The organism is Thioclava sp. ISO4, assembly GCF_058105145.1.
Map to the genome: position 1 here is coordinate 3948874 of NZ_CM176571.1, position 26676 is coordinate 3975549.

Below are 26676 nucleotides of genomic sequence, written 5' to 3' on the forward strand. Positions count from 1 at the left end.
ACAGGCTTTGAACGCCCTGTCAAAGCGCATGAAAAAGGCGGCCCCGGAGGACCGCCCTTTTCGTGGAGACAGCTCATATCAGCTCATTGGGCACTGGGCGCGAACAGCATCATCGCGGGCTGCGACGAGGCGCCTTGGGTCACGATGTAATTGGCGTCGCCGTAACGCCCGCGCTGCACGTCATGCTGGATGCGCTGGAGCTGGGCCACGGTGTAATCATCGGGGTTGAGCCCGAGCTGCTCGGCCATCTGGGTCTTGCCCGGCGTGGTCTCGCCAAGGCCGGGACCGCCCAGCTGCCGGTCCGCATGGCTGCGGTAATAGGCGAGCTTGGCGACATCGCCGTTACGGGCTGCGTGCAACATCTTCTGCAACTCACCCACCGAATATTGCGTGGGATCGACATTGTTCAGACCGGCGAAGGTTTGCAGCTGCGCCGCGATCTGGGCCTTGCCCTGATTGGTGGCGTTGACGACCATCGACGACGCTTGGGGTTGCGGCGTCATCGAAGGGGCGATGACACCCAGATCCGTACCATTGTCGGCCCCGACTTGGGTCGTGGCGGCCGAGGCGATCCCGGCGGAGCCAGCGGTCAGTGCGAGGGCTGCGATAGCAGTGGTCAGAAGATTGCGGGTCATGATGAAGTCCTTTCATCAGCAGGTTAATTTCCAGCGGCACCATCTGGCGCCGATGACCCCGACATATGACCTCACCCGTCGCACAAAAGGCCGTTTTGGCCCCGCCCCGTGTTCACTCAAACACATATACACAGGGAACTCTCATCCAGTCCGGATTCCGTGAAGTGACTGGAATACAAAAGGAAACCGAATTTCTCGAAAGAAACCGGCACGATGGGCCGGATATAGAAACGGCCCCTGCGAGGGGGCCGTTTTCGGTCAGAAGACTGCGTCGATCTTACGCGTCACGGCCCATCACGGGCTGCGGCGCCACGTCAACCGGCTTACGGTTGGTGTGGTCGATGACGTATTTCGCCTCTTCGCGGTTACCGTTGCGCAGCGCGTTCTGGATGCGGAACAGTTCGGCGGTGGTGTATTCAGCCGGGTTTAGGCCGAGCTGGGCTGCGATCTGCGCTTTGCCGGGGGTCACTTCACCAACAGCCGAGCCTTTGCTGGCCGAGGAGCTTTGCGACATCGACGGTGCGATGGAGCCGTAGCCGTCACCGCCAGCGGCGGCCAGCGAGGTGCTCAGGGCGAGGGCGAGGACCGAAGTCGTGATCAGCGTTTTCATTGTTACTCTCCTATACGAATACGCGTGTTGTGCTTCTCACCGAGAGCGAAGCGACAGGGGGAAGCGTCTGTGCCCTCGGCGATGAGGGGGATTTAGGACCGTTCGCATTCGCAGAAAACCACACTTTTCACACACAGTTCTGCGCATTTGCGCACGTTGAAAAATGACAGTTAAACGACAGAAGCGGCAGGCTCGCCCGTAGGCCCCCGCCACGCCCCCTTTCCCTATGCCGGCTTTCCGCATAGAAGGCGCCCAAACCCCTTATTCCAAACGAGGTCGACCATGGCGTCCTATCAATATGTCTATCACATGGATGGTGTCTCGAAGACCTATCCGGGTGGCAAGAAATGCTTCGAAAACATCCGCCTGTCCTTCCTGCCCGGCGTGAAGATCGGCGTCGTGGGCGTCAACGGCGCGGGTAAATCCACGCTGCTGCGCATCATGGCGGGAATCGACAAGGATTTCTCGGGCGAGGCCTGGGCCGCGAAAGGCGCGAAAGTCGGCTACCTCCCGCAGGAGCCCGATCTGGACCCGGCGCTGAACGTGCGCGGCAACGTCATGGAAGGCGTGGCCGCCAAGAAAGCCAAGCTGGAGCGTTTCAACGAGCTGGCGATGAACTACTCGGACGAGACCGCCGAGGAGATGGCCCAGCTGCAGGACGAGATCGACTCGGAAAACCTCTGGGATCTGGACAGCCAGGTCGACGTCGCGATGGAAGCCCTGCGCTGCCCGCCCGACGAGGCCGATGTCGAAACCCTTTCGGGCGGTGAGCGCCGCCGGGTCGCGCTGTGCAAGCTGCTCTTGGAAGCGCCCGACATGCTTCTGCTCGACGAACCGACCAACCACCTCGACGCGGAAACGATCGCCTGGCTGCAAAAGCACCTGATCGAATACAAGGGCACGATCCTCTGCGTCACGCACGACCGTTACTTCCTCGACGACATCACCTCGTGGATCCTCGAACTCGAGCGCGGCCGCGGCATCCCCTATGAGGGCAACTACTCCGCATGGCTGGAGCAGAAAGCCAAGCGCCTCGAGCAGGAAGCCCGCGAGGACAAGGCCAAGCAGAAAGTCCTCGAGAAGGAACTTCAGTGGATCCGGGCCGGCGCCAAGGCGCGTCAGGCGAAGTCCAAAGCGCGTATCTCGGCCTATGAGAAGATGGCGGACCAGTCCGAGCGCGAGCGCGTCGGCAAGGCCCAGATCATCATCCCGAACGGCCCGCGTCTGGGCGGCAAGGTGATCGAGGTCGAGGGCATCTCGAAACATTACGGCGACAAGCAACTGATCGAGAACCTGTCCTTCTCGATCCCGCCGGGCGCCATCGTCGGCGTGATCGGCCCGAACGGTGCGGGTAAATCCACGCTGTTCCGCATGATCACCGGGCAGGACACGCCCGACACCGGCGAGATCACCGTCGGCGACACGGTCAAGCTGGCCTATGTCGACCAGTCGCGCGACGCGCTGGACGCGAACAAGACCGTCTGGGAGGAAATCTCCGGCGGGGCCGAGCTGATCGAACTGGGCGACGCGCAGGTCAACAGCCGTGCCTATTGCGGCGCCTTCAACTTCAAGGGCGGCGACCAGCAGAAGAAGGTGGGTCTCCTCTCGGGTGGTGAGCGCAACCGCGTCCACATGGCCAAGCTACTGAAAGAAGGCGGCAACGTGCTGCTCCTCGACGAACCGACCAACGATCTGGACGTCGAAACCCTGCAGGCGCTGGAAGCCGCGATCGAAGACTTCGCCGGCAACGCGATCATCATCTCGCACGACCGCTTCTTCCTCGACCGCCTCTGCACCCACATCCTCGCCTTCGAGGGCGACGCCCATGTGGAATTCTTCGAGGGCAACTTCGAGGATTACGAGGAAGACAAGATCCGCCGTCTCGGTCCGGATGCTGTCGAGCCGAAGCGGGTGAAGTATAAGAAGTTCAGTAGGTGATTTAGCGGCGGGTCTTTACTCGCCGTAAACGCTGCCCCATGCTGCCCTTTTTAGATTGAGGGCAGCATGGAAAATTTTGCATTACAAACTTTCATTAAATTTTGTCTCAATGGAACACCCGGTAGACTCTCTGAGATTCAACGGCGCTTCGAACCGCGCTCGGGTTACGACCACTACTGGAGCTTTGATAAAGCGGTACGTATGTATCTATTGGACAAAGACGTCGAAAAAGCGCGTGCAATTGTCGAAAGCCCAACCAACAAGGTCGAAAAAACAAACAACGTCCAGCTCTTCGATAACTTTATAGAGCGGTTTGGTAGTCTCAAATCAATACGACCAGTCGACCACCAAGAAATATTCACTCCTCCTGGCGCATATTTCAATATCAACGTCGTACCTCTCTTTGAAATTGAGAAGGTCTCAGAACGCAGAGTGCATTGCGTTTGGTTGAACAAGTCCATTCAACTGAACCAACGGTACGGTGGATTAGCTTGCTACATTATGCGGCAAGCCTTTCGGACCACGACTTTGGCAAACGCGAACTTCTTTTTTTCGGACCTTGTCATCGGAAAGAATTATTCCGAAAAACAAGTGAGCGAGCATGCACAAAAGATACTTTCGGCGGACGTCCATAGTCTGAATCATTGTATTGACCAAGCTCTCTCCTAACCCCCAACCAAAACCACACACCCCAGCCTCATCTCACCTCGCCCCTTGCGCGCCACCTTCCCCAGTTCCCCATTGCCATCTATAGTGTCTGGTAAGGGACAAGACACAAGACAAAGCGGGGATGGGACTTGGCGCATATCATCGTGATGGGCAACGAAAAGGGTGGGTCGGGGAAGTCCACCACCTCGATGCATGTGGCGACCGCCTTGGCGCGGATGGGATGGAAAGTGGGGGCGCTCGATCTCGATCTGCGGCAGCGCAGTTTCGGGCGCTATGTCGAGAACCGGCTGGCCTATATGGATCGCGAGGGGCTCGACCTGCCCTGCCCCGATTATCGCGAACTGCCCGAGGTGGACGCCTCGACGCTGGGTCCGGGCGAGAACCCCTATGACCATCGTCTGTCGACCGCCGTGGCCGAGATGGAGCCGTCCTGCGACTTCATTCTGATCGACTGCCCCGGCTCGCATACGCGGCTGTCTCAGGTCGCACATTCGCTGGCCGATACGCTGGTCACGCCACTCAATGACAGCTTCATCGATTTCGACCTGCTGGCGCGGATCGACCCGGTCACGTCGAAGGTGATCGGCCCCTCGATCTATTCCGAAATGGTCTGGTCGGCGCGGCAGCTGCGCGCGAAGGCGGGGCTGAAGCCGATCGACTGGATCGTGCTGCGCAACCGCGTGGGCGCTCAGCAGATGCACAACAAGCGCAAGGTGGGCGCGGCACTGGAGCAGCTCTCGAAGCGCATCGGCTTCCGCGTCTCGCCCGGCTTCTCGGAGCGGGTGATCTTCCGCGAGCTGTTCCCGCGCGGGCTGACGCTTCTGGACCTCAAGGACCTCGGCGTCGAGAGCCTCAACATCTCCAACGTGGCGGCCCGTCAGGAAGTGCGCGACCTGATGAAGGAGCTGGACCTGCCCGGCGTCGCGGTCGACTTCTGAGCCTCTCTCACTGCGCGACAGGCCCCTGAGACAAACAAACGCCCGCTGGGAGTGACCCTCGGGCGTTTCGTTACTGGTACGGGTAGCTGACTAAGGCGCGTGCTTTTACTGAGGTTTCGGCATCTCAGCGAAAGGCGATACGCGTCTGCGGCACGGTGCGGGCAACGAGCCGAGTTCTTTCATCCGCAGGTCGATCCGATCCTCGCGGCGCTTAAAGACGCAAAAAAGGGCAGTCAGACAGCGCATTCCGTGTCTCCTTTGTATCGACGCCGTTTTAGCGTCACCCTTCGAGATTTCCGGCCAATTGAGGCGCTTCCGTGGCGCACTGTGGATATGTCAGTGGCGTTGTCGGGACGCTTTCACGGCCTCTTACGCGGCGATAGGACCCTCGCAGTTTGCGATATCCGCGCCATTGCGGGTCTTGCGCGACCAGCCAAGCGCTACGAAAAGCCCCAGCCCCGCCAGCATCATCCAGACCGAGGCCGGCAGCGGCACCGTGGCGGGCGTTTCCACCAACATCGCGATATCGTCGAGCGTGACATCGCTGCTGAACCCGACGAAGCCGCTCGCGGGCTCGAACGAGAATTGCAGACCCAGCGTCGCGCCCTGGTTCGACTGCAGCAAGCTGGACAGGTCCAGGCTGACGGGCGTTGCGACCGTATTGAAAGAGTTCGAATAGGCCGCATAGATCACATTGTTCAGGCTATCGAAGACCGAAAGCTGGAACAGCGGCGAGTTCGTCGAAAAGAACGTGTTACCGATCTGCGCCGTGAACGAGAACGTCGCGGCCAGCACCTGATCGGGCACGTCGAAATACTGGGTCAGCGAGGCCGTGCCCGCATATCGCGGATCGAAGGAGACGTCGTAGGCGCCGCCAAGCGCCGGATGCCCTCGATTGCCCCGCTCGATCTCGAAGGTCTCGCCCCCGCTGTTCGCGCTGGTGCTCCAGCCCGACAGATCGCCGGTCTCGAAATCCCCGTTGGTGATCAGATCGACCGTCACCGCCTGCGCGGCAGAGGCATAAAGGACGCTCGCCACCAAAAGGGCGAGACCGCGCTTCGCAAAACTGACAATCGGTAACAACATGACAGGCTCGATCTCGATGGCGTCGCCCCGTTCTTGATGCGGAGGCGACTTCGTTACCTTTCATTAACCATCGGAATCGGGACGCACTGGGGCTCCACCGGGGCAATTTCACGATGGGCCGCCATGATGTGTCCACAATCGAAACGCCGCCCCGGAGGGCGGCGCGATTGTTGCAAGCGATGCGAGAGACAGGTTACCGGGCCCAATCCCACGGCACGGTAAACTCGCCCAGCTTATGGGTCAGCGCATCCTGATCGCAGTCTCCCGTGGTCGCCAGATGCGCCACCAGACCGCGCTTCTTGTCCTCGGTGACCGAGATGACATGCGCCTTGATGCCCGCCGTCTCCAGCTCGGCATTGAGCACCCGGATGATCGCCTTCTTGCGCAGGTCGGGCTTGAAGATCTTGCCCACCGCCGTCTTCGGCAGCTCGTCCATCACCTCGAGATGTTTCGGAACCGCGGCGCGCTCGTGGATATTGGCGCGCGCATGCTCCATCAGCTCCTCGTGGGTCACCTCGGCGTCGGCCACCAGTTCGACATAGGCGCAGGGCAGTTCGCCCGCGAAGCTATCAGGCTGGCCGATCGCGCCCGCGAAAGCCACCGCCGGGTGGCTCAGCAGCGCGTCCTCGATCTCCGCCGGGTCGAGATTGTGCCCGCCGCGGATGATCAGGTCCTTCGCGCGGCCCGTGATCCAGAGATAGCCGTCCTCGTCGATACGCCCCAGATCGCCGGTGCGCAGGAAGCGCTCCTCGGCGAACAGGTCGTGGTTTTTGTCCGGCTCGGTATAGGTCGAGCCCTCGAAGACGCCCGGATTGGCGACGCAGATTTCGCCGACCTCGTCGCGCGCGCATTCGTCGAACGTGCCGTTGCGCTTCTTGAGAATGCGCACATGGGTGTAGGGCATCGGAATCCCGACGGAACCCACCTTCTTCATCCCGTCCACCGGATTGACCGACACCAGACAGGTCGCCTCGGTCAGGCCGTAGCCTTCCGCGATCTCGACCCCGGTTGCCGCCTTGAAGCGGTTGTAAAGCTCGATCGGCAGCGGCGCCGAGCCCGAGAGCGCGATCCGCAGCGAGGAGATATCGGCATCGACCTTGCGCTGCACCATCGCGGAAACAGCCGTCGGCACGGTGATCAGGAAGGTCACCTGCCAGCGCTCGATCAGCTTCCAGAAATTGTCGAACACGCCCTCCCCGCGATAGCCCGCAGGGGTCGGGAAGATGACATGCGCCCCGCTCGCGATGGCCGACATCAGGATCGGATAGGCCGCGAAGACGTGGAACAGCGGCAGCGGGCACATCATCACGTCGTCTTGCTTGAACAAGAGCCGCCCACCGAGCCAGCCGTTATAGATCATGCCGGAATATTTGTGCTGCGCGACCTTGGGCATGCCCGTCGTGCCACCGGTATGGAAATAGGCCGCGACGCGATCCTCGTTGGGATCGTCGAACATCAGCCGGTCGCCGGGCATCTTGCTGGCTTCGCCGTTGAAGCTCATCACCTTCGCGTTGTGCTTCACCTCGGTCTTGGGGCGAATGAAGGGCACGATCCAGCTTTTCGGCGGCGAGAGGTAGCGATTGAGATCGACCTCCAGCACGGCTTCGACATTGGGCGCAAGCCGCACGGCTTCAGCCGCCTTCTGCGCCACGTCGGTCTTCGGGAACGCCTTCAGCGTCACCAGAACCTTCGCCTTCGTCTCGCGCAGGATCGCGCCGATCTGCTCGGCGTCGAGAAGCGGATTGATCGGGTTCACGATCCCGGCCGTCGCGCCCGCCAGAAGCACCGTCGCGGTCTCGAGCGAGTTCGGCAGCAGATAGGCCACCGTGTCGGTCGGCCCCACGCCCAGATGGCGCAGCAGGTTCGCAGCCTGCGTGACCTTGCCGTGCAATTGCGACCAGCTCAGCGTCTCCGCCTTGTCGGTCGGGCCGGACATGATCTGGAATGACAGGGCCGGACGATCGCCATGGGCCTTGGCGGTCTCGCTCAGAAAGCCGTAAAGCGTTTCGGGGCGGTTGCGCGCCTCCCAGGGTTTCTCGGCCTCGACCGCATCACGGTCGGCAACTGTCGCGAATTTCTGCATTATTCTCCTCCCGGGGCCGCCGCGTTCCTCCACTGACGGGCCATGCGCAGGATGCGGCAAAAGCGCCCGCCACGGCAAGAGTTACGCCGCCGCCAAAACGTCACGTCACGCAAATTCTGACGTGGGGAAACAAGCGTCCGGGTTCAAGGTGCAAAGGCGCGAACGCCCCGTCACGCCCCTTCGGTGAATTGCAGCCTCGCGAGTTCGGCATAAAGACCGCCCTCGGAGACGAGGCTGTCATGCGTGCCCTGTGCGACGATCTTGCCGTCCTCGAAGACGACGATCCGGTCGGCCTTCTTCACGGTGGCCAGACGGTGCGCCACGATCACCGTGGTGCGGGTCTTGGCCAGCTGATCGACGGCCGCCTGAACTTCGCGTTCGGAAGCTGCGTCCAGCGCCGAGGTCGCCTCGTCCAGCAGCAGGATCGGCGCGTCGCGCAGGATCGCCCGCGCAATCGCGATACGCTGCTTCTGACCGCCCGACAGCATCACGCCGCGCTCGCCCACATAGGTGTCGAACCCTTCGGGCAACGCTTCGAGGAAGTCGTAGGCATGGGCCGCGCGCGCGGCCTCTTCGACGTCGCGATCGCTCGCATCGGGACGGCCGAAGCGGATGTTTTCGCGCGCCGAGGCCGCGAAGACGACCGGGTCCTGCGGCACCAGCGCGATCGCCTGACGGAAATCGTGCCGCGCCATGTCGCGCAGGTCGTAGCCGTCGATCGTCACCTTGCCGGTCTCGGGGTCCCAGAACCGTTGGATCAGCTGCACGACGGTCGTCTTGCCCGCGCCCGAAGGGCCGACCAGCGCCACCGTCTCGCCCGGCGCAATGTCGAGATCGACATGATCGAGCGCCGAGGCCTGCGGCCGCGACGGGTAATGGAAGCTCACATCCTCGAACCGGATCGCGCCGGTTGCGGGCAGCGGCAGTGGCACGGGATGCTCGGGGTCCTTCACCGAATCCTCGCTTTGCAGCAGTTCCACCAGACGCTCGGTCGCGCCTGCCGCCCGCTGCAATTCGGACCAGATTTCCGACAGCGCGCCGACAGAACCCGCTACCATCACCGCGTAGATCACGAACTGCACCAGCTCGCCCACGCTCATCTCGCCACCGCGCACATCCCGCGCACCGATCCACAGCACGCCCACGACGCCTGCGAAGACGAGGAAGATCACGATCACGGTCATCACTGCACGCGTGCCGATCCGCTTCTTGGCGGACTGGTAAGCTTTCTCGGTGACGTCGGAGAATTTCTCGCGGGTGATCGCCTCATGGGTGAAGGCCTGCACGGTCTGCGCGGCCAGAAGCGACTCCGAGGCCGAGCCCGACGAGTTCGCGATCCAGTCCTGGTTCTCGCGGCCCAGCACCCGCAGGCGACGGCCCAGAACCACGATCGGCACCACGACCACCGGCACCACCAGCAGCACCAGCCCGGTCAGCTTGGCCGAGGTAAAGAGCAGCATGATCAGGCCGCCGATCAGGATCAGCACGTTGCGCAGCGCCACCGAGACAGACGAGCCGATCACCGAGAGGATCAGCGTCGTGTCGGTCGTGATGCGCGAGATGATCTCGCCGGTCAGGATCCGTTCGAAGAAAGCCGGGCTCATCGAGATCACCCGGTCGAACACCGCCTTGCGGATATCGGCCACGACCCGTTCGCCGAAGCGCGTGACAAGGTAGTAGCGCAGGCCCGTCCCGAGCGCGAGCAGCCCCGCGATGACCAGAGCGGCGAAGAAATACTGATCGAGCAGCGCCGCGCCTTGCTGGAACCCGTCCACCACGCGGCGCACCGCGAGCGGCAGGATCAGCGAGATCGAAGCGGTGGCGATCAGCGCCAGCAACGCCCCGAAGGCAAGTCCCTTGTAAGGTGCGATGAAGGGGCCGAGCCCCTTGAGCGCGCCGATCTTCTTCGTCTTCGGCCGGTCATCGGCCGGTCCCGTCGGTCTGCGAGCCATGAATTCTCCCTTGCTTGGTTCAAGGGTTTAGGGGGCGGGAGGTCAGCGGGCAAGCCTCGATTGGCAAAGCGGTGGCACGCCCATGCCCGGACAGCCTCACGATAGCTCACATTTTCGCAGGAAGGCTACGGGCGGCCGGACTCGAACCGGCACGGGCAATGCCCAAGGGATTTTAAGTCCCGTGCGTCTACCATTTCGCCACGCCCGCAGCGCGCTCTGGCTAGCGCGGGCGCGGCGACTTGGCAAGGCCGCGAGGCGCTCAGCGCCCCTCGAATTTCGGCGCGCGCTTCTCGAGGAACGCGGTCACGCCTTCGCGGAAATCATGGCTCTGGCCGAGGCTGCCCTGCAGCTCCGCTTCCAGTTCCAGCTGGGTCGACAGATCATTGCTGTAGCCCTCGCGCAGCGAGCGCTTCACGGCGCGATAGGCCGCCGTCGGGCCATTGGCCAGATGCGCCGCGCGGGCGCGCCAGTGATGGTCGAAATCGACCTCGGCAATCGCTTCCCAGATCATGCCCCAGTCAGCCGCCTGCCGGGCCGAGATCTTGTCGGCGAACAGCGCCATGCCCATCGCGCGGGCAAAGCCCACCTGACGCGGCAGCCAATAGGTGCCGCCCGCATCCGGCATCAGCCCGATCCGCGTGAAGGCCTGAATAAAGCTCGCCGCTTCCGAGGCGATGACCACATCGGCGGCCAGCGCGAGGTTCGCCCCCGCCCCTGCCGCAGGCCCGTTCACCGCGGAGACCACCGGCAGCGGGCTCTCGTAGATCGCCTTGAGCATCGGCTCGTATTCGTCGCGCAGCACCCGCTCCAGATCGAGCCCGGCCGCCGCGACCCCGTCGCCCAGATCCTGCCCCGAGCAGAAGGCCCGCCCCGCGCCGGTCAGCACGATCACCCGTGCCTCACCCTCGGCGCGTTTCACCGCCTCGAGGATTTCCGCGCGCATCTGCGCGTTGAGCGCGTTCATCACATCGGGCCGATTGAGCGTGATCACCGCGACCTGCTCTTCGACCTCGTACCGGATAACCTTGAACACCATCTGGAAAACGCGCCTCCCTCTTTGTCGCGCGCCCACGATAACGCGGGTCACGCGAAGGGAAAGCGGAACGGGGCGTCACGAAGGGCGCCCGGCTCGTTTTCTTCAGAAGATCTCGAACAGGCCCGCAGCCCCCTGCCCGCCGCCGATGCACATCGACACGACGCCGTAGCGCGCGCCACGGCGCTTGCCTTCCAGCAGGATATGGCCCGCCATGCGCGTACCCGACATACCATAGGGGTGGCCGATCGAGATCGCGCCGCCATTGACGTTGAGCTTGTCGTCCGGGATGCCCAGCCGGTCGCGGCAATAGAGAAGCTGCGAGGCGAAGGCCTCATTGATCTCCCACAGGTCGATATCCTCGATGGAGAGCCCCGCGCGCTCCAGCAGGCGCGGGATCGCGAAGACCGGGCCGATGCCCATCTCGTCGGGCGCACAGCCCGCAACCGCCATGCCCCGGAACGCGCCCAGCGGCTCCAGCCCGCGCCGCGCGGCTTCCTCGTCGGACATCACCACGCAAGCGGAGGCGCCGTCAGACAGCTGGCTCGCATTGCCTGCGGTCACGCATTTGTCGGGGCCCAGCACCGGCTTGAGCCCTTGAAGCCCCTCCAGCGTGGTCTGCGGACGGTTGCACTCGTCGCGCTCGAGCCGCACCGACTGCTCCGAGACGTCGCCCGTGGCCTTGTCCTTCACCAGCTTCACCGCCTCGACCGGCACGATCTCGGCGTCAAAGCGGCCTGCCTCCTGCGCCGCGACGGTGCGGGCCTGACTTTGCAGCGCGTAGATGTCCTGCGCCTCGCGGGTCACGCCATAGCGCTCGGCCACGACCTCCGCCGTCTCGATCATCGACATGTAATAGGCGTCGGGCACACCGGGGCTGCGATAGCGATAGCCGTTCCAATGCTCGTTCTGCACCAGCGAGATCGAGTCGAGCCCGCCCGCAAGCGCCACATCCATCTCGCCCGTCATCACGCCATGGGCCGCCGCCGCGATCGCATTGAGCCCCGAGGCGCATTGCCGGTCCAGCGTGACGCCCGCCACGCTATCGGGCAGGCCCGACGCCTGCGCGATATGACGCGCGACGTTGACGCCGGTGGAGCCCTGCGTAAGGGCGGAGCCGAAGATCGCATCCGCGATCTCGCCGCCCTCAAGTCCGGCACGGGAAACGGCCGCGCGCACGGCATGGGCGGCCAGCGCCGGGCCTTCGAGATTGTTGAACGCCCCGCGATAGGCCTTGCCGATCGGCGTGCGGGCGGTGGAGACGATGACAGCGTCGCGCATGGGAATCCTCAGATGGTTTCGAGCCCGCACCAGTCCGCGATGAACAGGGCGGTGCTCTGGGTGATGCGACGGATGCTTTCCAGCTCGACGCGCTCGTTGAAGCCGTGGATCGCCTCGGCGCGCGGCCCGTAGACCAGCGCGGGCGTGTCGGCATAGAGCCCGAAGAAGCGGGCATCGGTGGTCGCGGTGATCGCCACACGGTCGAGATCGCTCTCGTTGACGCTGCGATGCGCCCCTTCGAGGGCACCGATCGCGGCCTTCGCGGTGGCGGAGTGGTCGTCGGAAAGCGCGTAGCCCTCGGCCATGAAGCCGTGCCAGACGATCTCGGGCAGCGAGTTCTTCAGGAAGGCGTTGGAGCGTGCGGCATCCATGATGGTCTCAGTGATCTCGGCGCGCGCGGCGGCGATATCCTGGCCCGGATAGATCGCGATGCGCATGTCGAAGATGCACCAGGCCGGAACGGAGGACGCCCAGTCGCCACCCTGGATCTTGCCGATATTGAGGTTGATCGGGTGATGCACATGACCGTAGTCGGAATGCCGGCAGCCCGGTTCGTTCCAGCGTTCTTCCAGCCCGTGCAGCGCCTCGATCAGCGGGATCGCGGCCTCGATCGCATTGGCGCCGGTGCCGGCATAGGCCACATGCGTGGGCAGGCCTTTCAGGTGGACCTGCGCCCAGACCACGCCGAGCTGCGCGCCCACCAGCTTTTCCTCGAACGGTTCGGGGATCAGCGCGGCGTCGGCGCGGTAGCCGCGCTCAAGGCAAGCCAGCGCGCCGTTGCCGGTGCATTCCTCTTCCACGACGGATTGGAAGAACACATCCGCGCCGGGGGCGAAGCCTGCCTTGCGCAGCGCATCCAGCGCGAAGAGGTTCGACACCAGCCCCGCTTTCATGTCGCCCGCGCCGCGCCCGTAAAGCCAGCCATCGGCGACATGCGGCTCGAAGGGCGGCGCGTCCCACATGTCCAGAGGGCCCGCGGGCACCACGTCGATGTGACCGTTGAGGATGAGCGAGCGGCCCTTTTGCGATTGGCTGCGATGGGTGCCCACCACATTCACCGCATCCTCGTAATCGCCCATCACCGGCGAGAAACCCGGCATGTCGCGGATCTTGTCGACGTCGATCTGCCAGCGGTCCACCTCGTAGCCGCGCTCATCGAGAGCAGCGGCCATGAAGTCCTGCGCGCTCTGCTCCTGCCCACGGGTGGACGGGTGCGAGGTCAGCTCGGAAAGAAACGCGGTCTCGTCGTCGAATGCAGCGTCGACCGCCGAGAGGATGCGGGTTTTCAGCTCGGTATCCATGTGGTGCCTCAGAATCTGGGAATGTCGCCTTGCGGCAGCGCAAGGGGCGCGCCGGTCGCCTCGCGGATCTCCGCCTCGGAGATGCCCTCGGCCAGTTCGACCAGCGCGAAGCCCTGCGCGGTCACGTCCACGACCGCCATGTCGGTATAGATCCGCGCCACCCGCGCCTTCGCGGTGAGCGGCAGCGAGCAGGTCTCGAGCAGCTTCGGGTTGCCCTTGCGGTCACAATGGGTGGTCATCACGACGACGCGGCGCGCCTTCTGCGCCAGTTCGATCGCGCCGCCCGCGCCGGGCGAGAACTTGCCCGGGATCTTCCAGTTCGCCAGATCGCCGTTCTGCGCGACCTCGAAGGCGCCCAGCAGCGTCAGGTCGAGCCGCCCGGAGCGCACCAGCGCGAAGCTCACCGCGCTGTCGAAAAAGGCCGAGCCGGGGATGGTCGAGACATAGGCCCCGCCCGCGTCGATCAGATTGCGGTCGGCGCGCTCGAGCGGCAGCGTCGGCCCGATCCCGGTCAGCCCGTTTTCCGAATGCAGGCAGACGGGGAAGTCGGCTGGCAGATGGTTGACCACCTTGGTGGGCAGGCCGATGCCCAGGTTCACGACCATGCCGGGCGCGATTTCGCGCGCGGCACGGGCCACCATGCGGGATCTAGCGTCTGACAATGCCATACTCCTCGGAAATCTCGTCGAGTTTCACGACGTGGTCGATGAAGGCGCCGGGGCTCTCGGCAGCGTCCGGGTCGATCCCGCCGAGCGGCAGAAGCTCTTCGGTCTCGGCGATCACGCGGGTCGCGGCCATCGCCATGAGCGGGTTGAAATTGCGCGCGGTGGCGGCATAGGCGAGGTTGCCGAAGCAATCGGCGCGCGCGGCATGGACCAGCGCCACATCGCCACGCAGAGCCGGTTCGACCAGCATCGGGCGGCCATTCATCTCGATCACCTGCTTGCCCTGCGCCAATTCGGTGTCGATGCCGATATCGGTCAGGATCGCGCCAAGCCCCGCGCCACCGGCACGGATACGCTCGGCGAGGATGCCCTGCGCGCAGAACTCGACCTCCATCCGGCCCTCGTTCATCGCCGCGATGGCGTTGGCGTTGAGCCCGAGATGGGTGACGATCAGCTTGCGCACCTGACCGCCCGCGATCAGGTGGTCGATGCCCATGCCCGCCTCGTTGGCGTCGTTCTTGACCAGCACGAGATCGCGCTGCCCCTGACGGGCCAGCTCGCGCAGCAGCGCGAAGGGGGTGCCGGGCACGCCGAAGCCGCCCACCAGCACCGTGGCGCCATCGGGAATCTGCGCGACCACCTCTTCCATCGCGATGGATTTGTCGGGCAGCTTCATGCGCTGACCTCCTCGACCACCGGCAGGTCGTGATTGGCCGCGAAGGCATCGAGCGCGTCGGTGAGGATCGCCATGATCTCGTCGATCTGCGCCTCGGTCACGATCAGCGGCGGGCAGACGAGGAAATGGTCACCCTCGTAGCCGCCCCGCGTGCGCCGCGAATAGATGATGAGACCGCGCTCATAGGCCAGTTCGACCAGCTCGGTATGGGCGTTCCACTCTTTCGGCAGGACCTCCATCGTGTCGCGATCCGAGACCAGCTCGAAGGCCAGCAGCAAGCCCTTGCCGCGCACGTCGCCGATGAAGGGATAGCGGTCCATCAGCCCGGTCAGCCGAGCCTTGAGAACATCGCCCATCCGCGCAGCATTGCCGATCAGGTCCTGCTCTTCCATCTCATCGAGCACTGCGAGACCGGCCGCGCAGGCCAGCGGGTTGCCCGCATAGGTGAAGCCGTGCAGGAAGCCGCCCGCGTCGAGCAGCGCCTCGACCATGTCGTTGCGCGCGACCACCGCGCCCAGCGGCGCGTAGCCCGCCCCGAACCCTTTCGAGAGCGCGACGATGTCGGGGGTGATCCCCCAATGCTCGGCGGCGAGGAACTTGCCGGTGCGCCCGGCCCCGGTCATCACCTCATCGTAAATCAGCAGGATGCCGTATTCGCGGCAGATCTCGGCCACGCGGGTGTAATAGCTGTCGGGCGCCACGAGCGCGCCGGTCGAGGCCCCGCCCACCGGCTCCATCAGGAAGGCGAGCACCGTCTCGGGGCCCTCCGCCTCGATCTTCTCGCGCAGCATCTCGGCATATTTGATGCCGCGCTCTTCCTCGGTGAGATTGTCGCGGTCGAGGTAGCAGGTCGGCGCCGGAACTTTCGGCATCTCCGTGAACATCGGCGCGAATTTCCCGGTGAAGAGCGGGCTGCCGGTGACGCTCAGCGAACCCATCGTCGCACCGTGATAGGAGGGCAGCCGCGAGATCACCTTGTAACGGCTCTCCTCACCCTGCGTGACCGCATATTGCCGTGCGAGCTTGATCGCGGTCTCGACCGCCTCGGAGCCGCCGGAGACGAAGAACACCTTGTCGAGCCCTTCGGGCATCCGCGCGGCGACCCGTGCGGCGAGATCCTCGGACGGGTGCGTGCGGAAATGCAGCCGGTAGCCGAAGGTCGAACGGTCCATCTGCGCCTTCATCTTCTCCAGCACGCGCGGATTGGAATGGCCGATATTGGAGACCATAGCACCCGAGGAACCGTCGATGTAGCGTTTCCCGTTCTCGTCGTAGTGGTAGATTCCCTCGGAGCGTTCGAGGAAAGGCCGCGGCTGGCGCGACTGGTAGAACAGGTGAGACTTTTCAGTCGTCATTTTGCACCTTCGAGATGTTTGCGCAGGAAATTCCGAGTCCGTTCCTGGGTCGGGTTCTTGAAGACCTGCTCGGGCGGGCCCTCTTCGACCACGACGCCCTTGTCCATGAACAGCACGCGATCGCAGACCGAGGCGGCGAAATCCATCTCGTGGGTGACGATGATCATGGTCATGTGCTCTTGCGCGAGCTTCTTCATGACCAGGTTCACCTCTTCCACCAGCTCGGGATCGAGCGCCGAGGTGGCTTCGTCGAACAGCATCAGTTTCGGCTTCATCGCGAGCGCACGGGCAATGGCCACACGCTGCTTCTGACCGCCCGAAAGCTGCGCCGGGTAATAGTCGATGCGCTCCAGCATGCCGACGTGATCGAGCTGCTCTTCGGCAAGCTTGTCGGCCTCCTTATCGGAGATCTTCTTGAGCAGCTTCGGCGCCATCGTGACGTTGTCGCGAACGCTCAGATGCGGGAAGAGATTGAAGTGCTGGAACACCATCCCGATTTCCTGACGCATCGCGTTGATGTGCTTCTCATATTGATTGTGCGGCAGGTTCTTGTTGACCTGCACCCCGTCGAGCCAGACCTCGCCGCCGGTGAGCGGATCGAGATCGTTGATCGCGCGCAGCAGCGTGGATTTCCCCGAGCCCGAGGGGCCGATGATGGCGACGATCTGGCCGCGTTCCACGTTGAGCGAGATGTCCTTGAGCACTTCCAGCGTGCCGTAGGATTTCTGGGCGTGACGGATTTCGACGAAGGATTTTGTCTCTGTCATGTCGATATCTCCCGGATCAGCGATAGAGGCGGTTGCGGTTCTCGAACCAGCGGATCACCGCCTCCATGCCGAGATTGATGATGTAGTAGAGGACGGCAGCGGCCGCGTAGAACTCGAAGGCGCGGTAGGTCTGGCCGATGGCGCGCTGCGCCGAGAGCGTCAGTTCCGACACCCCGATCACCGAGACCAGCGCCGAGTCCTTGAGAAGCGCGATCATGTTGTTGCCGATGGGCGGCAGCACGTCGCGCACCGCTTGCGGCACGACCACCTTGATGAGCGCCTGCTTGCGCGACAGGCCCAGCGTCCGTGCGGCCTCCATCTGACCTTTGTCCACCGCGAGCATCGCGGTCTGGATCAGCTCGGAGTTATAGACGGCGAAGTGGAAGCCAAGGCCGATCACACCTGCCACGAAGGCCGGAAGGTCGATGCCGATCTGCACCAGCCCGAAATAGATCAGGAAGAGTTGCAGCAGCAGCGGCGTGCCCATGAAGAGCCAGGCGATGAAGCGCACCGGCAGGCGGATGATGGCAGGCGCGTAGAGCGCGATCACCGCGAGCAGGATACCCCCGAAGAAGCTCAGCAGAGCCGAGGCGGCGGTGATGGCGATGGTCCACAGGACACCCAGCGCGAGCGTGCCGTAGAAAGGCGGGATGACGGAGAAATCGAGACCCATGGCTCACTCCTTCTCATGCGGGCGGGAAAGGGGGGCGGATGCGCGGATCATTGGATACGCACCTTGCGGTCGAGGAACGAGACGCCCTTGCCCACCGCGGTGATGATGACGAGGTAGAGAACCCCCGCGAGCAGGAACATCTCGAACGGCTTGTAGGTCGAACCGATGTAGCGCTGCGCGGTGTAGGTCAGCTCCACCACCGAGATCGCGGAGACGAGCGCCGTGCCCTTGATCTGCGCGTTGATGTTGACGCCGAGCGGACGGATCATCAGGCGCAGCGCCTGCGGCAGCGTCACCTTGCGGAAGGCCTGCGCCTTCGACAGGCCCAGCGTGCGCGCGGCCTCGGTCTGGCCTCGGTCGACCGCGATGATAGCCCCGCGCATCGTCTCGGTCATGTAGGCCCCGATATTGACGCCCAGCCCGATCACACCGGCCTGGAAGGCATCGAGCTGGATGCCGATCTGCGGGCCGCCGAAATAGAGCAGGAACAGCTGAATCAGCGCGGGCGTGCCACGAAAGAAGCTGACATAGGCCGCCCCGATGAAGCGCAGGACGGAGAAACGCGAGAGGCGTGCCGAGGCCCCCAGCGCCCCGCAGATCAACCCGAGGATCGTTGTCAGCACCGACAGCTCGATGGTGACCCAGGCAGCCTGCAGGAAATACGGGTAGATCTTGAGGATCAGTGCGACATCCATAGATGGGCCCTTCCTTCGATGGTCCGGAAATGGCACGCGCGCCGAGGCCCCTCACGCCGCGGGGAGGTGCGGCGGGGGCGCGTCGTCACAGGGCGCGCGTGCCTGAGTGCAGCGAGTGTGCGGGTCGGATCAGCGGATGTCCGAGCCGATCCACTTCATCGCGATCTTCTCGTAGGTGCCGTCCGCCATCATGGAGTCGAGCGCGTCCTGCATCGCCTTGTGCAGTTCGGGATTGCCCTGACGGATCGCGATGCCAGCCTGATCGGCGGTGCCGCCGAGGTCGACCTTGAGCTGCTTGATACCCGAGTCTTTCTTCTTGATCGCGAGCAGCACGGGGATGTCGTCGTTGACGATCGCGTCCACGCGGTTGTTCTCGAGCTCCAGCATCAGTTCGGGCAGACCCTTGTAGGTGCGCACGTTGTAGCCCTGATCGCGGGCCCATTGCTCGTGCGTCTCGCCCAGCGTCACGCCGACGGTCGCCGTTTTCAGGTCGTCGAGCGAGGTGATCTTGCTGTCCTTCGCGACGAAGATACCGCGGCGCATCCGGTAGTACGGGCCGACGAAATCAACGACTTTGGCGCGCTCGGGCGTGATCGACATCGAGCCGACGATCGCGTCGTATTTGTTGGCCAGCAGACCGCCGATGATCCCGTCCCATGCGGTGGTGATGATCTCGGTCTTGAGGCCCATGCGCTTGGCGATCTCTTCGCCGATCGCCGGGTCGAAGCCGACCACCTGGTTTTCTTCGTTGATGAAATTGAAGGGCGGGTAGGCGCCCGACATGGCGATCCGGATCACGCCCTTGTCCTTGAGGCTCTCCAGCTCGTCAGCCGCGGCAAGGCTGGGCAGCGAGATGCCGGTCGCGGCGAGCGAGCCAGCCCCGAGGATGGTTTTGAGAACGGTTCTGCGGTTGGTCATGGATCTCTCCTGTTGGTCATGACTGCGGGCTGCCTTGTTTACCGGCACGTCCCGCCACGGCGAGGGCCCCGTCCGGAGCCTCGTTGAACGAAACGCTTGCATGGCGCAGAGTATTGCGCAAATAAATAATGGAAATCTTCAATATAGATTGAAATTATGGTCAAGCCCTACGAACAACGGTTTCCCTGGCATCTCGACTGGAACCTGCTGCGCACTTTCATGGTGGTGGTGGAGCAGCGGGGCATCTCGCGCGCGGCCTATCTTCTGGGGCTCAAACAGCCCACGATTTCGGCTGCCCTCAAGCGGCTGGAGGAACGCACCGGCCACGAGCTTATCATCCGAAAACCCAACGAATTCAAGGTCACTAGGGCGGGCAACCTGCTCTATCAGGAATGCGCCCAGATCTTCGGTGCGGTGTCGCAGATCCCCTCCCTGCTGGAGACCGGCGCGGAAGAGCTGCGCGGCCATATCGCGATCACCACCACCTCGCATGTCATCTCCGATCACTACGACGCGGTGCTGCATGATTTCGCGACCGAGCATTCCAAGGTGACCTTCTCGATCTCGGTGGCCGAGAGCGAGGAAGTGGTGAGTCGGGTGCAGCAGAATCGGGCGAGTCTGGGGATTTGCCTGCTTCACAAGACGCCCGAGAACCTCCGCGCGCAGGTGCTCTACCGCGAATATTTCGGCCTGTTCTGCGGCACGCGCCATCCGCTTTTCGAGCGCGAGGAAATCACGCTGCCCGAGCTCGAGGGCGAGGAGTCGGTGTCGTTCCAGACCGAGACCGAGCACGGCCCGCTGCATCCGGTCTCGCTGCTGCGCGCACGGGCCAAGCTCGCGCCGAGCTGGCGTGGGGTGTCGTCGAACCTGCACGAGCTGCGCCGGATGATCGTGGCCGGTGTCGGGATCGGTGCGCTGCCGCTGCATGTCGCGCATCGCGATGTCGAGTCGGGCCGGCTGCGCCAGTTGCCACCCTATGACGGGCTGCCGATGGTGAATATCTACCTGCTCACCAACCCGCAGCGGAAACAGTCTAGCGCGGAAGCCGCGTTTCTTGCGGCCTGCGATGCGATGATGGCCGAGAGCGATCTGGCCGAGCGCACCTATTACTGAGCACGCGCCTCAGAAGGTGGGCGGCGTCGCCGCCGAGACCACCACGCAGCGCGCCTCGGCCACGTTGCGAAAACGATGCGGCAGGCGGCTGTCGAACAGGTAGGCATCGCCCGCGCGCAGAAGCTCGGTGGTCTCGCCCACCGTCAGCAGCAACTCGCCCTCGATGACGAAACCGCCCTCCTCGCCCTCGTGGGCATAGGCCTCCGCCCCGGTATCGGCACCGGGCTCATAGGTCTCGTAGAGCAGCAGAATGTTGGTCTGCCCCGACTTGCCCGCCCGCTTGAGCGAAAGCGCATCGAGTGCCGCACCGCCCGAGCGGTAGATCCGGCCCGGGTTGATCTCGGTAAGCTCGGAATGCCGGAAGACGAACTTGCCGGGCTCGGCGGGCGTATCGCTGTCGAAGAACTCCGCCAGCGTCGTCTCGAGGATTTCGAGGATCTTGCGCAGCGAGGTGATCGAGGGAGAGGTCTTGTTACGCTCGATCAGCGAAACCAGCCCGTTGGTCACGCCCGACCGCTGCGCCAGCTCGCGCTGCGACAATCCCTTGTCCTCGCGGATCGCCCGAAGCCGTCCGCCCACGTCGAATTCGCTCACCGCAAGCCTCCTGTCCTGTGCCTGTTCTAGAGTGCGGCCGGGCGGATTTCCAGCACGCGCGCTTTCACCATGCGTTTAACAAACTAAACATTGCACAGTTATCCGTTAAACACTAGCGTCACATCATTCCGTGATTCTCCAGCCCCTGAGGAGTGCCCATGTCCAGCAATGCCGACCTCGAGACCCGCCGCGCCGCCGCCCTTGCCCGGGGCGTGGGTGTGCAGACCCAGAACTTCGCCGTCTCCGCAGAGAACGCCACCGTCACCGATGCCGATGGCCGCGAGCTGATCGATTTCGCCGCCGGGATCGCGGTGGTGAACACCGGCCACCGCCACCCGAAAGTCATCGAGGCGGTGAAAGCCCAGCTCGACGCCTTCACCCATACCTGCCATCAGGTGATGCCCTACGAGCCCTATGTGCGCCTCGCCGAGCGGCTCAACGAAAAGGTGCCGGGCAATTTCGACAAGAAGTCGATCTTCGTCACCACCGGTGCCGAGTCGGTCGAGAACGCGATCAAGATCGCCCGCGCCTATACGGGCCGCAACGCGGTCATCGCATTCAGCGGCGGCTTCCACGGCCGGACCTTCATGACGATGACGCTCACCGGCAAGGTCGCGCCCTACAAGGCGGGCTTCGGTGCGATGATGCCCGACGTGTTCCACGTCCCCTTCCCGAACGCGCTTCATGGCGTGTCGACCGAGGACAGCTTCGCCGCGATGGAGAGCCTGTTCAAAACCGATCTCGACCCCACGCGCCTCGCCGCGGTGATCTTCGAACCGGTGCAGGGCGAAGGCGGCTTCAACCCCGCCCCGCATGATTTCGTCAAACGCCTGCGCGCTTTCTGTGACGAGCATGGCATCGTGATGATCGCCGACGAGGTGCAGACCGGCTTCGCGCGCACCGGCACGCTCTTCGCCATGGACGCCTACGACGTGGCGGCCGACGTCACCACGATGGCGAAAGGTCTGGGCGGCGGTCTTCCGATCGCGGCGGTGACCGGGAAAGCCGAAATCATGGACGCGGCGAACCCGGGCGGTCTGGGCGGCACCTATGGCGGCAACCCGCTGGGTATCGCAGCCGGGAACGCGGTGCTCGACGTGATCGAGGAGGAAGACCTCTGCGCCCGCGCCAACGAGCTCGGCTCGCGTCTCAAGCAGCGTCTGGAAGCGATCCGCGCCAACATGCCGGAGATCGCCGAGATCCGCGGCCCCGGCTTCATGGTCGCGGTCGAGCTGATGTCGGACGGCAAGCCCGACGCGGCCCTCACCCAGCGCATCCGTGTCGAAGCGCTCAACCGCGGTCTGCTGCTGCTGACCTGCGGCGTCTATGGCAACGTGATCCGCTTCCTCGCGCCGATCACCATCCCCGACGAGCAGATGGCCAAGGCGCTCGACATCCTCGAAGAGGCGATGACCGCCGCGAAGGAGGGCTGATATGCTCAAGCTGAACGACCCGAGCCTGCTGGAGACCCGCGCCTATGTGAACGGCGAATGGATCGAGGGCGCGAAGCGTTTCGCCGTGCAGGATCCTGCGACCGGTGAAACCGTCGCCGAGGTGGCCGATCTCGACGTGGACGCCACGCGCGCCGCGATCGAGGCCGCCCATGCCGCGAAACCGGACTGGGCCGCGCTCACCGGCAAGGAGCGCGCGGGCTACCTGCGCCGCTTCCACGACCTGATGATGGAAAATCAGGACGACCTCGCCGCGATCCTGACCGCCGAGATGGGCAAGCCGCTCGCCGAGGCCAAGGGCGAGATCGCCTATGGCGCAAGCTTCCTCGAATGGTTCGCCGAAGAGGCCAAGCGCGTCTATGGCGACGTGATCCCCGGCCACCAGCGCGACAAGCGCATCCTCGTGATCCGTCAGCCTGTGGGCGTGGTGGGCTCGATCACGCCGTGGAACTTCCCCAACGCGATGATCGCGCGCAAGCTGGCCCCGGCGCTGGCCGCGGGCTGCACCTTCGTCGGACGCCCCTCCGAGCTGACGCCGCTCTCGGCCCTCGCGATGGCCGTTCTGGCCGAGCGCGCGGGCATCCCGGCGGGTGTCTTCAACATCATCCCCGGCGTCGATGCGGCGGGCATGGGCGAAGAGCTTTGCGCCAACCCCAAGGTCGCCAAGATCACCTTCACGGGCTCGACCCGCGTGGGCAAGATCCTGATGCGCCAAGGGGCGGAGACGGTGAAGAAGATCAGCCTCGAACTCGGCGGCAACGCCCCGTTCCTCGTCTTCGACGATGCCGATCTCGACGCGGCAGTCGAAGGCGCGATGATCGCGAAGTTCCGCAATAACGGGCAGACCTGCGTCTGCGCGAACCGGATCTACGTGCAGGCCGGCGTCTATGACGCCTTCGCCGAGAAGCTGGCCGCGCGTCTTGCGACCCTGCAGCCGGGCAACGGCTTCGAGCCGGGCGTGACCACCGGGCCGCTGATCAACGCGGACGCGCTGGCCAAGGTCGAGGCGCATATCTCGGACGCGACCGAAAAGGGCGCGCAGGTCGCTGCGGGCGGGCATCGCTCGAACCTCGGGCGCACCTTCTTCGAGCCGACGCTCCTGACCGGCGTGACGCAGCAGATGCGGGTCGCGCGCGAGGAGACCTTCGGGCCGCTCGCCCCGCTGATCCGCTTCGAGACCGAGGCCGAGGCGATCGAGATGGCCAACGCGACCGAATTCGGGCTGGCAGGCTATTTCTACGCCAACGACCTCGCCCGCGTCTGGCGTGTGGCCGAAGCGATGGAGACCGGGATCGTCGGCGTGAACACCGGCCTGATCTCGACCGAGGTCGCACCGTTCGGCGGCATCAAGCAATCCGGTGTCGGCCGCGAAGGCTCGAAATACGGGATCGAGGATTTCACCGAGCTGAAATACATGTGCCTCGGCGGGATCGAGTAAGCGCTGAACCTGAGACATCAGGGTGAGAATAAAGAAGCGGCGGGCTTTCCCGCCGCTTCTTTCATTTTTAGAGGCCTGAAGAGCGGCTGCGTCATCGACACTACGGTCACAGTAGCAGGGCGCGCGGCGGACCGTGGGGTGGCGCCTCAAGACCTCGAGACGCAGGCGCTTTATGCCTGCCAAGCCCTGCCACCGCTCGAACGTCTCGGATAGCTGTCCAATGCGCCAGCCCGTCGGGACGGGCCGGCGCGCGCCCTGCGGCTTCGCCGCGCTCCGGGCGCAGCCGCGCTGCATGATCGTCGGGTGGCCTCGGGCCGAACCTAGAGAACGGTGCCCCGCCCCCTACTCCCCCATCAGCTCATTCAACCGCTTACGCTCGTCGTCGGAGAGATCGGGCTGAGCCGGACCCTCGGACGCGGCACGGCGCGAGCGGACATAGAAGAACCCGCCGATCAATGCGACGATCAAAGCCCCCGGGCCGAGATACCACAGCAGCAGGTTCGCCCCGCGCTTCTCCGGCTCGAACAGGACATATTCGCCGTAGCGGGCGGTGATGTAGTCGATCACCTGGCTATTGGTGTCACCCGCCTGCAAACGCTCGCGCACCAGCAGCCGCAAATCGCGCGACACCTCGGCATTGGAGTCGTCGATATTCTCGCCCTGACAAACCGGGCAGCGCAGCACCTTGGAGATTTCGCGCGCCCGTGCCTCCAGCGCCGGGTCCTTCAGGATCTCGTCGGGCTGCACCGCAAGCGCAGGCCCGATCGAGAGGAGCGCCGAAAGCATCAACGCCAAGGCAAAGAAGGTTTTCCTGAGCATCGTTTACTCCGCCGGAGACGCTTGCGCCGAGGAAGCACGCGATTTGCGCGCCCCGGCTGCAACACGGTAGCGGCGATCCGACAGGCTCAGCAGCCCGCCCAACGCCATGATGATCGCGCCCGCCCAGATCCAGTCCGCGAAGGGCTTGATATAGGTGCGCACCGCGTAGCCGCCCTGATCCTGCGGATCGCCGATCACGAGGTAGATGTCGCGCATCGGCGTAGTGTGGATCGCAGCCTCGGTCGTCGGCATCCGCTGCACCGGGTAGGTGCGCTTCTCGGGATGCATCGTCGCGATCTTCTTGCCGTCCTTCTCGACCAGCATCGTCGCCATCTGCGTGATATAGTTCGGCCCCTTCTCCTTGTGCACTTCGCTCAAGGTGATCTGGTAACCGTCGACGGTGAAGGGCTCGCCGATCTTGGCGACGCGGATATCCTCGATCTGGCCCGCGGTCAGAAGACCGATGCCGATGAAGGTAATGCCGAGGCCCGCATGGGCCGTAGCCTTGCCCCAGTCGGCACGCGGCAGACGGGTCAGGCGTCCGAAATTACGCGCCGAACGCTGCCACAGCTCGGTCATGGCCCCGAAGACCAGCCAGCTGCCCAGGAACACCGCGACGAGCGCGAGCAGCGAATTGCCGCTCTCGACCGCCCAGGCGAGCCCGCCCAGAGCCAGCGCCAGCACGAAGGCCGGGATCAGCGGCTTCACCACGCGACCGAGACGCGCGCGTTTCCAAGGCATCATCGCGCCGATCGGCAGGATCAGGGCGAGGATCACCATGAACGGGGTGAAGGCCTGATCGAAGAACGGCGCGCCGACCGACAGCTTGCGGCCGAAGAACATCTCCGCGACCAGCGGCCAGACCGTGCCCACGAAGACCACGAGCGCCGCGACCGCCAGCAGGATGTTGTTGATCACCAGCGCGGTTTCCCGCGACAGCATCGAAAACACGCCCTTGGCCTGCATCGAGGTGGCGCGGAACGCATAGAGCGTCAGCGCCCCGCCCACGAAGAGCGCGAGAATGCCGAGGATGAAGATGCCGCGCTGCGGGTCGGAGGCGAAGCTATGCACCGAGGTGATCACGCCCGAACGCACGATGAAGGTGCCGATCAGCGAGAAACCGAAGGCCATGATCGACAGAAGGATGGTCCACGACTTCAGCGCCTCGCGCTTCTCGACCACGATGGCCGAGTGCAGCAGCGCGGCGGCCAGAAGCCACGGCATGAAGGAGGCGTTCTCGACCGGGTCCCAGAACCAGAAACCGCCCCAGCCAAGCTCGTAATAGGCCCACCAAGAGCCCAGCGCGATGCCGATGGTCAGGAAGATCCAGGCCGCCAGCGTCCACGGGCGCACCCAGCGCGCCCAGGTCGCGTCGACCCGGCCCTCGATCAGCGCCGCCACCGCGAAGGAGAACGACATCGAGAGGCCGACATAGCCGAGATAGAGGAAGGGCGGGTGGAAGGCGAGCCCCGGATCCTGCAGCAGCGGGTTCATCCCCTCACCGTTGAACGGCGGCTCCGCGAGACGCAGGAACGGGTTGGAGGTGAAGATGATGAAGCCGAGGAAGGCCACGCCGATCCAGGCCTGAACGCTCAGCACGCGGGCGCGCAGCCGCGGCGGCAGAGCGCCACCGAACACGGCCGCCGCCGCCCCGAAGAGCGACAGGATCAACACCCACAGAAGCATCGAGCCTTCGTGATTCCCCCACACGCCGGTGATCTTGTAGAGCATCGGCTTGTCGGTATGGGAATTCGCCCAGACCAGCTTCAGCGAGAAGTCCGATACGACGAAGGCGTGGGTCAGCGCCGCGAAGCTCACCGCGATGAGCAAAAACTGCGCTGTTGCGGCGGGTTCGCCGACCGCCATCCAGCCGCGCCAGCCTTTTTGCGCGCCGACGATGGGCACGATGGCCTGCACGATGGCCACCGCAAAGGCGAGAATCAGGGCAAAATGCCCGAGTTCGTTGATCATGGGACTCCTCCTGTC

The 26676-nt window shown here is 64.2% G+C and carries 24 protein-coding genes and 1 tRNA gene; 6 read left to right on the top strand and 19 right to left on the bottom strand.

Translation table 11 applies throughout. The features are described from left to right. Nucleotides 1-83: 83 nt before the first annotated feature. Both AC2TZ7_RS19220 and AC2TZ7_RS19225 read right to left on the bottom strand, forming a co-directional pair. Complete coding sequence (locus tag AC2TZ7_RS19220; RefSeq protein WP_489865413.1) at nt 84-635, bottom strand: hypothetical protein; 552 nt, start codon at nt 633-635, stop codon at nt 84-86. A 277-nt stretch (nt 636-912) separates the two neighbouring features. Next, complete coding sequence (locus AC2TZ7_RS19225) at nt 913-1245, bottom strand: hypothetical protein (protein ID WP_489865414.1); 333 nt, start codon at nt 1243-1245, stop codon at nt 913-915. Between the two features lie 282 nt (nt 1246-1527). Between AC2TZ7_RS19225 and ettA the strand changes: the two genes are divergently transcribed. From ettA to AC2TZ7_RS19240, 3 genes are all read left to right on the top strand, one after another. Further along, complete coding sequence (gene ettA, locus AC2TZ7_RS19230) at nt 1528-3183, top strand: energy-dependent translational throttle protein EttA (protein WP_134331419.1); 1656 nt, start codon at nt 1528-1530, stop codon at nt 3181-3183. Between the two features lie 66 nt (nt 3184-3249). Further along, a complete protein-coding gene (locus tag AC2TZ7_RS19235) occupies nt 3250-3852 on the top strand; it encodes a hypothetical protein (RefSeq protein ID WP_489865415.1) in 603 nt (200 codons plus the stop codon). Between the two features lie 128 nt (nt 3853-3980). Continuing rightward, nucleotides 3981-4790, top strand: coding sequence for a division plane positioning ATPase MipZ (locus AC2TZ7_RS19240; protein WP_078522580.1), 810 nt, complete (start codon nt 3981-3983; stop codon nt 4788-4790). 369 nt (nt 4791-5159) lie between these two features. Here the strand turns inward: AC2TZ7_RS19240 and AC2TZ7_RS19245 are convergent, their stop codons facing one another. From AC2TZ7_RS19245 to AC2TZ7_RS19310, 14 genes are all read right to left on the bottom strand, one after another. Next, the gene (locus AC2TZ7_RS19245; protein WP_489865416.1) at nt 5160-5876 is read right to left on the bottom strand and encodes a PEP-CTERM sorting domain-containing protein; all 717 of its coding nucleotides are present in this window, start codon (nt 5874-5876) and stop codon (nt 5160-5162) included. Nucleotides 5877-6069: 193 nt separating this feature from the next. Beyond that, nucleotides 6070-7959, bottom strand: coding sequence for an acyl-CoA synthetase (locus tag AC2TZ7_RS19250; protein ID WP_489865417.1), 1890 nt, complete (start codon nt 7957-7959; stop codon nt 6070-6072). A gap of 170 nt (nt 7960-8129) precedes the next feature. Beyond that, complete coding sequence (locus AC2TZ7_RS19255; protein ID WP_489865418.1) at nt 8130-9911, bottom strand: ABC transporter transmembrane domain-containing protein; 1782 nt, start codon at nt 9909-9911, stop codon at nt 8130-8132. A gap of 126 nt (nt 9912-10037) precedes the next feature. Further along, nucleotides 10038-10119 (bottom strand) — tRNA-Leu (locus tag AC2TZ7_RS19260). Between the two features lie 51 nt (nt 10120-10170). Continuing rightward, on the bottom strand, nt 10171-10947 hold the full coding sequence (locus tag AC2TZ7_RS19265; protein WP_489865419.1) for an enoyl-CoA hydratase-related protein: 777 nt from the start codon (nt 10945-10947) through the stop codon (nt 10171-10173). A gap of 102 nt (nt 10948-11049) precedes the next feature. Continuing rightward, nucleotides 11050-12225, bottom strand: coding sequence for an acetyl-CoA C-acyltransferase (locus AC2TZ7_RS19270; protein WP_489865420.1), 1176 nt, complete (start codon nt 12223-12225; stop codon nt 11050-11052). Nucleotides 12226-12233: 8 nt separating this feature from the next. Beyond that, nucleotides 12234-13526 (bottom strand): ArgE/DapE family deacylase, encoded by a 1293-nt coding sequence (locus tag AC2TZ7_RS19275; protein WP_489865421.1) that lies wholly within the window; start codon nt 13524-13526, stop codon nt 12234-12236. A gap of 8 nt (nt 13527-13534) precedes the next feature. Continuing rightward, nucleotides 13535-14188 (bottom strand): 3-oxoacid CoA-transferase subunit B, encoded by a 654-nt coding sequence (locus AC2TZ7_RS19280; RefSeq protein WP_489865422.1) that lies wholly within the window; start codon nt 14186-14188, stop codon nt 13535-13537. After that, on the bottom strand, nt 14175-14867 hold the full coding sequence (locus AC2TZ7_RS19285; RefSeq protein WP_489865423.1) for a CoA transferase subunit A: 693 nt from the start codon (nt 14865-14867) through the stop codon (nt 14175-14177). The genes AC2TZ7_RS19280 and AC2TZ7_RS19285 overlap by 14 nt, the downstream gene beginning before the upstream one ends. Then, on the bottom strand, nt 14864-16222 hold the full coding sequence (locus AC2TZ7_RS19290; RefSeq protein WP_489865424.1) for an aminotransferase family protein: 1359 nt from the start codon (nt 16220-16222) through the stop codon (nt 14864-14866). Before AC2TZ7_RS19290 ends, AC2TZ7_RS19285 begins: the two co-directional genes overlap by 4 nt. Next, nucleotides 16219-16989 carry an amino acid ABC transporter ATP-binding protein gene (locus AC2TZ7_RS19295; protein ID WP_098411944.1) on the bottom strand — a complete coding sequence of 257 codons (771 nt, stop codon included), beginning with the start codon at nt 16987-16989 and terminating at the stop codon, nt 16219-16221. Before AC2TZ7_RS19295 ends, AC2TZ7_RS19290 begins: the two co-directional genes overlap by 4 nt. Before the next feature lie 16 nt (nt 16990-17005). Beyond that, nucleotides 17006-17662, bottom strand: a complete 657-nt coding sequence (locus AC2TZ7_RS19300) for an amino acid ABC transporter permease (RefSeq protein ID WP_098411945.1) — start codon at nt 17660-17662, stop codon at nt 17006-17008. A gap of 47 nt (nt 17663-17709) precedes the next feature. Further along, on the bottom strand, nt 17710-18357 hold the full coding sequence (locus tag AC2TZ7_RS19305; RefSeq protein ID WP_098411946.1) for an amino acid ABC transporter permease: 648 nt from the start codon (nt 18355-18357) through the stop codon (nt 17710-17712). A 129-nt stretch (nt 18358-18486) separates the two neighbouring features. Then, entirely contained in the window at nt 18487-19275 is a 789-nt protein-coding gene (locus tag AC2TZ7_RS19310; RefSeq protein WP_489865425.1) for a transporter substrate-binding domain-containing protein, read from the bottom strand. Between the two features lie 156 nt (nt 19276-19431). Between AC2TZ7_RS19310 and AC2TZ7_RS19315 the strand changes: the two genes are divergently transcribed. Next, nucleotides 19432-20388: a LysR family transcriptional regulator gene (locus AC2TZ7_RS19315; RefSeq protein ID WP_098411948.1), complete on the top strand. Its 957-nt coding sequence runs from the start codon at nt 19432-19434 to the stop codon at nt 20386-20388. Between the two features lie 9 nt (nt 20389-20397). On the opposite strand, the gene AC2TZ7_RS19320 is transcribed toward AC2TZ7_RS19315, so the two are convergent. Next, nucleotides 20398-20982, bottom strand: a complete 585-nt coding sequence (locus AC2TZ7_RS19320) for a cupin domain-containing protein (protein ID WP_489865426.1) — start codon at nt 20980-20982, stop codon at nt 20398-20400. 158 nt (nt 20983-21140) lie between these two features. Here AC2TZ7_RS19320 and AC2TZ7_RS19325 point away from each other — a divergent pair, with 158 nt between their 5' ends. Together AC2TZ7_RS19325 and AC2TZ7_RS19330 are read left to right on the top strand one after the other, a co-directional pair. Further along, nucleotides 21141-22415, top strand: coding sequence for a 4-aminobutyrate--2-oxoglutarate transaminase (locus AC2TZ7_RS19325; protein ID WP_489865427.1), 1275 nt, complete (start codon nt 21141-21143; stop codon nt 22413-22415). Nucleotide 22416: 1 nt separating this feature from the next. Continuing rightward, nucleotides 22417-23871 carry an NAD-dependent succinate-semialdehyde dehydrogenase gene (locus AC2TZ7_RS19330; RefSeq protein ID WP_489865428.1) on the top strand — a complete coding sequence of 485 codons (1455 nt, stop codon included), beginning with the start codon at nt 22417-22419 and terminating at the stop codon, nt 23869-23871. Nucleotides 23872-24213: 342 nt separating this feature from the next. On the opposite strand, the gene AC2TZ7_RS19335 is transcribed toward AC2TZ7_RS19330, so the two are convergent. Further along, nucleotides 24214-24690, bottom strand: a complete 477-nt coding sequence (locus AC2TZ7_RS19335; protein WP_078600480.1) for a cytochrome c-type biogenesis protein — start codon at nt 24688-24690, stop codon at nt 24214-24216. A gap of 3 nt (nt 24691-24693) precedes the next feature. Beyond that, nucleotides 24694-26661: a heme lyase CcmF/NrfE family subunit gene (locus tag AC2TZ7_RS19340; RefSeq protein ID WP_098411951.1), complete on the bottom strand. Its 1968-nt coding sequence runs from the start codon at nt 26659-26661 to the stop codon at nt 24694-24696. Between the last annotated feature and the right edge of the window lie 15 nt (nt 26662-26676).

Coding starts and splice junctions, on each gene's coding strand:
- AC2TZ7_RS19220 (WP_489865413.1), bottom strand. CDS start 635: ATGACCCGCAATCTTCTGACCACTGCTATCGCAGCCCTCGCACTGACC.
- AC2TZ7_RS19225 (WP_489865414.1), bottom strand. CDS start 1,245: ATGAAAACGCTGATCACGACTTCGGTCCTCGCCCTCGCCCTGAGCACC.
- ettA (WP_134331419.1), top strand. CDS start 1,528: ATGGCGTCCTATCAATATGTCTATCACATGGATGGTGTCTCGAAGACC.
- AC2TZ7_RS19235 (WP_489865415.1), top strand. CDS start 3,250: ATGGAAAATTTTGCATTACAAACTTTCATTAAATTTTGTCTCAATGGA.
- AC2TZ7_RS19245 (WP_489865416.1), bottom strand. CDS start 5,876: ATGTTGTTACCGATTGTCAGTTTTGCGAAGCGCGGTCTCGCCCTTTTG.
- AC2TZ7_RS19250 (WP_489865417.1), bottom strand. CDS start 7,959: ATGCAGAAATTCGCGACAGTTGCCGACCGTGATGCGGTCGAGGCCGAG.
- AC2TZ7_RS19255 (WP_489865418.1), bottom strand. CDS start 9,911: ATGGCTCGCAGACCGACGGGACCGGCCGATGACCGGCCGAAGACGAAG.
- AC2TZ7_RS19265 (WP_489865419.1), bottom strand. CDS start 10,947: ATGGTGTTCAAGGTTATCCGGTACGAGGTCGAAGAGCAGGTCGCGGTG.
- AC2TZ7_RS19270 (WP_489865420.1), bottom strand. CDS start 12,225: ATGCGCGACGCTGTCATCGTCTCCACCGCCCGCACGCCGATCGGCAAG.
- AC2TZ7_RS19275 (WP_489865421.1), bottom strand. CDS start 13,526: ATGGATACCGAGCTGAAAACCCGCATCCTCTCGGCGGTCGACGCTGCA.
- AC2TZ7_RS19285 (WP_489865423.1), bottom strand. CDS start 14,867: ATGAAGCTGCCCGACAAATCCATCGCGATGGAAGAGGTGGTCGCGCAG.
- AC2TZ7_RS19290 (WP_489865424.1), bottom strand. CDS start 16,222: ATGACGACTGAAAAGTCTCACCTGTTCTACCAGTCGCGCCAGCCGCGG.
- AC2TZ7_RS19295 (WP_098411944.1), bottom strand. CDS start 16,989: ATGACAGAGACAAAATCCTTCGTCGAAATCCGTCACGCCCAGAAATCC.
- AC2TZ7_RS19300 (WP_098411945.1), bottom strand. CDS start 17,662: ATGGGTCTCGATTTCTCCGTCATCCCGCCTTTCTACGGCACGCTCGCG.
- AC2TZ7_RS19305 (WP_098411946.1), bottom strand. CDS start 18,357: ATGGATGTCGCACTGATCCTCAAGATCTACCCGTATTTCCTGCAGGCT.
- AC2TZ7_RS19310 (WP_489865425.1), bottom strand. CDS start 19,275: ATGACCAACCGCAGAACCGTTCTCAAAACCATCCTCGGGGCTGGCTCG.
- AC2TZ7_RS19315 (WP_098411948.1), top strand. CDS start 19,432: ATGGTCAAGCCCTACGAACAACGGTTTCCCTGGCATCTCGACTGGAAC.
- AC2TZ7_RS19325 (WP_489865427.1), top strand. CDS start 21,141: ATGTCCAGCAATGCCGACCTCGAGACCCGCCGCGCCGCCGCCCTTGCC.
- AC2TZ7_RS19330 (WP_489865428.1), top strand. CDS start 22,417: ATGCTCAAGCTGAACGACCCGAGCCTGCTGGAGACCCGCGCCTATGTG.
- AC2TZ7_RS19335 (WP_078600480.1), bottom strand. CDS start 24,690: ATGCTCAGGAAAACCTTCTTTGCCTTGGCGTTGATGCTTTCGGCGCTC.
- AC2TZ7_RS19340 (WP_098411951.1), bottom strand. CDS start 26,661: ATGATCAACGAACTCGGGCATTTTGCCCTGATTCTCGCCTTTGCGGTG.